The sequence below is a fragment of the Actinomyces sp. MRS3W genome, assembly GCF_032465695.1.
Taxonomy (GTDB): Bacteria; Actinomycetota; Actinomycetes; order Actinomycetales; family Actinomycetaceae; genus Actinomyces.
In genome coordinates, this window is record NZ_JAWDJJ010000189.1 from 1 (window position 1) to 3,470 (window position 3,470).

Here is a 3,470-nt window from a genome sequence, read left to right on the forward strand (position 1 = left end):
GCCTCCAGCCGATAACACTCACATTGCAAGGAGCCCGCCATGTCCACCCGCCCGATCCTGCCCGGCTTCTACCCCGACCCGTCCATCTGCCGCGTCGGCGACACCTTCTGGCTGGCCAACTCCAGCTTCGAGTACCTGCCCGGCGTGCCCATCCACCGGTCGGCGGACATGGTCCGCTGGGAGCAGGTGGGGCACGCCTACACCTCCAGCCGCGCCCTGCCGCTGCCCGGCGGTGACGCCGGTTCCCTGGGCACCTTCGCCCCCACGCTGCGGCATCACGACGGCGTCTTCTACCTCATTGTCACCAATATGGGGCAGCAGCCGATGGCGCAGCGCATCACCTCGACCACCGCCCCAGAGCGGGGCTGGTCGACGCCGGTGGAGGTGCCGGGCACCCCCGGTATCGACCCGGACCTGAGCTGGGACGAGGACGGCACCTGCTATATGACCTGGCGCGGCATGACGATGGGCGGCGATGCCTTCGCCACCGCCATCAAGGCAGTCCCCATAGACCCGGCAACCGGCGAGCGCCTGGGCGAGGAGACGCTCTTGTGGCAGGGCACGGGCATGCGCGACCCCGAAGGACCGCGCCTGTACCGGCGTCAAGGCTGGTGGTACCTGCTGCTGGCAGAGGGCGGTACCGGCGTCGGGCACTGCGTCACCATGGCGCGCGCCCGCGAGCTGACCGGCCCGTGGGAGCAGCACCCGGGCAACCCGATTCTCACCCACCGCTCCACCAGCCACCCGGTCCAGGCTGCCGGCCACGCCGACCTCGTGCCGCTGGATGTCACCGCGACGACACCCGACGGCGACTGGGACGGCGCCCGCTTTGCCATGGTGCATCTGGGCATCCGCCAGTTGGAGCCGTTCCCGGGGTATCACGTCAATGGCCGGGAGACTTTCCTGGTCGGCGTCGACTGGGACGGGGACTGGCCGACGCTGGCGGAGGACCGGTACGAGGAGGCCATCGCCGCGCGCGACGCCGCCGCGGACCACGCCTTCACCACGGATCTGCACGGGCGCCCCGGGAGGGTGCTCGACGACGACGGCGCCTGGGACCTGCCCGACCGGTGGGTTTCCCCCGGCGGACTCGCGCACACCGCCCTGGCGCGCGACGCCGACGGTCACCTGACCATAACCGCCCCCGCCGACGATGCCCCACGCCCGCTGCTGGCCACGCGCTGCCGGGACCTCTCCTGGCGGGCGGAGGCGGAGTTGAGCTGCGCCTCGACCGCAACCGGGCGCGGGGAGCCCGCGGCGGAGCAGGGGGCGTCGGCTGCGGCGGACTCAGCCACCCCAGGCACCGAAGTCGAGCTGTGCGTCTATCTGGATCCCGGGCACCGCGCCGCGGTGCGCTGGGACGGCACCCGGGCGCGCGCCGTCGCCACCGTGGCTCCGCTGGAGCAGCAGCTCGGCGAGGAGTTCGTGGTGGAGGGGGACGAGGCGGGCTCGGTGCACCTGTGGATTGCTGCGGAACCCCCACAGGCAGGAGTCTTCGGCAAGCAGCGTCCCGACGAGCTCGTGCTCGGGGCGCGCGTCGGGGATGAGGACCGGGAGCTGGGACGGATCGACGGCCGCTACCTGTCCACCGAGGTCGTCGGCGGATTCACCGGCCGCGTCGTAGGCGTGCGCGCCGTGGCCGGCACCGCCACCATTGAGCGCTTCTCCTACCGTCCCCTCTGAAATCGCTCGGTCCTCGCCCGCGGTGAGCCGAGCGGTTGCCTGCATGCTCCGTGTCAAAATCCCTGACAAACGGACCAGCGACCCCAAGTCACGTCATGTCGATCGTTGCAATCATGCGGTTCCGCTGCGCGACTACGGGACGAGTGACGGCGTTTGTCAGGGATTGTGACAGTTCTCCGCCGTCGGCCCGGTCGTCGGCTTCTCGCCGGTGCGTGCGGAAGCCACACCCGGCGCCCTGTCACCGGAACCGACGCCTCTTTTAGCGTGGGGTCGTGCCCGGCGACGGCAAGGAGGTCGGCGCGGCGCACTCACGACTAGGAGATCAACGTGTCCACCACCCACAAGCTCGTCGTCATCGGTTACGGAACCCAGGGCGTCTACCACACCAAGAACCTGCGCGCGCTGGACGACGTCGCCATCGACGTCGTCGGCATCTACGACATTGACCCGCGCGCCAATGAGGACGCCGCGGCGGACGGCCTGCGCGTCTACGACTCCGCCGAGGCGATTCTGGGCGACGCGGATATCGACGTCGTCTTCATCTGCACCCCCAACGACTCCCACCACGACTACGCGGTGGCCGCACTGCGCGCCGGCAAGCACGTGCTGTGCGAGAAGCCGGCCATGATGACCGCCGCCGAGATGCGCGACGTCAAGGCCGAGGCGGAGGCTGCCGGCCGAATGTTCATGGTGCACCAGAACCGCCGTTGGGACCCGGACTTCAACGTCATCAAGAAGATCTACGACGAGGGCATCATCGGCACGCCCACCTACCTTGAGCAGCGCATCCACGGTTCGCGCGGCATCCCCGGTGACTGGCGGCAGGAGCCCGAGCACGGCGGCGGCATGATCCTCGACTGGGGCGTGCACACCGTCGACCGGCTGCTCACCATGGTCGACTCCCCCGTCATCGACGTCTACGGCGAGCTGTCCTTCGCTCTGGGGCACGACGTCGACGACGGCTTCCGCGCCCACCTCACCTTCGCCAACGGGCTGCACGCCATGGTGGACGTGTCGACGACGTCGTTCCTGCCGGAGGCGAAGTTCTGGATGCAGTCCGCCACCGGCAGCGTGGTCATTGAGGATTGGGAGATGAACGGCCGCATCGTGCGCCGCACCGGGGCGGAGGAGGACGACGCAGTGCCGGTCCAGGCCGGCGTGGGCCTGACCAAGACCATGGCCCCGCGGATCATGGACTACAAGGCCATGGCCACCACCACCCCGCCGGTGGAGGAGCTGCCGCTGCCGGAGGTGAAGGTGGACGTCATGGACTTCTACCGCAACGCCCGCGACGTCATCGACGGCGTGGCCGACCCGGCCATCACCAACGACTCGGTCATCCGCTGCCTGACCATCCTCGAGGCGGTCGTGACCTCCGCGCGCACCCACGAGGTCGTCCACCCCGAGCAGGCCTGAGCACGCCCTCAACCCTACGCAGCCCGACCCCGGGCGCCAACGGCTTGAGCCGCCGCCCAATCGTCGACCAAAGCCCAACGATTTCGGCATATTCCACCGACCTTGAGTCTCATCACCAGATGCGGAGCACGCCGTCGCACGCGGGCCGCGGCACGATTGGCACCCCGCGTCCGATGACGTGCTCCTCAAGATGACCGAGGTGCTCCTGGTCCACCGAGGGGGTCGAGGTCGCGGTCGGCCGGCCGCTCGCCGTCGAGCGAGAGGAAGCTGGTCGGTACCTCGGATCATGTGGCCGGACGCGCCGTCGCGGTCGCATCGGCGGTGGCGGGGGCAGCATCCGCACCGTCAGGGGCGACCGCATCGGGGCTGGT

Annotated in this window: 2 protein-coding genes; both read left to right on the top strand. The window is 69.9% G+C overall.

The features are described 5' to 3' along the window. The first annotated feature begins 39 nt into the window (after positions 1-39). Entirely contained in the window at positions 40-1,683 is a 1,644-nt protein-coding gene (locus RWX45_RS07140; protein WP_316023044.1) for a glycoside hydrolase family 43 protein, read from the top strand. 327 nt (positions 1,684-2,010) lie between these two features. Next, complete coding sequence (locus tag RWX45_RS07145; protein WP_316023045.1) at positions 2,011-3,099, top strand: Gfo/Idh/MocA family oxidoreductase; 1,089 nt, start codon at positions 2,011-2,013, stop codon at positions 3,097-3,099. Positions 3,100-3,470: the final 371 nt, after the last annotated feature.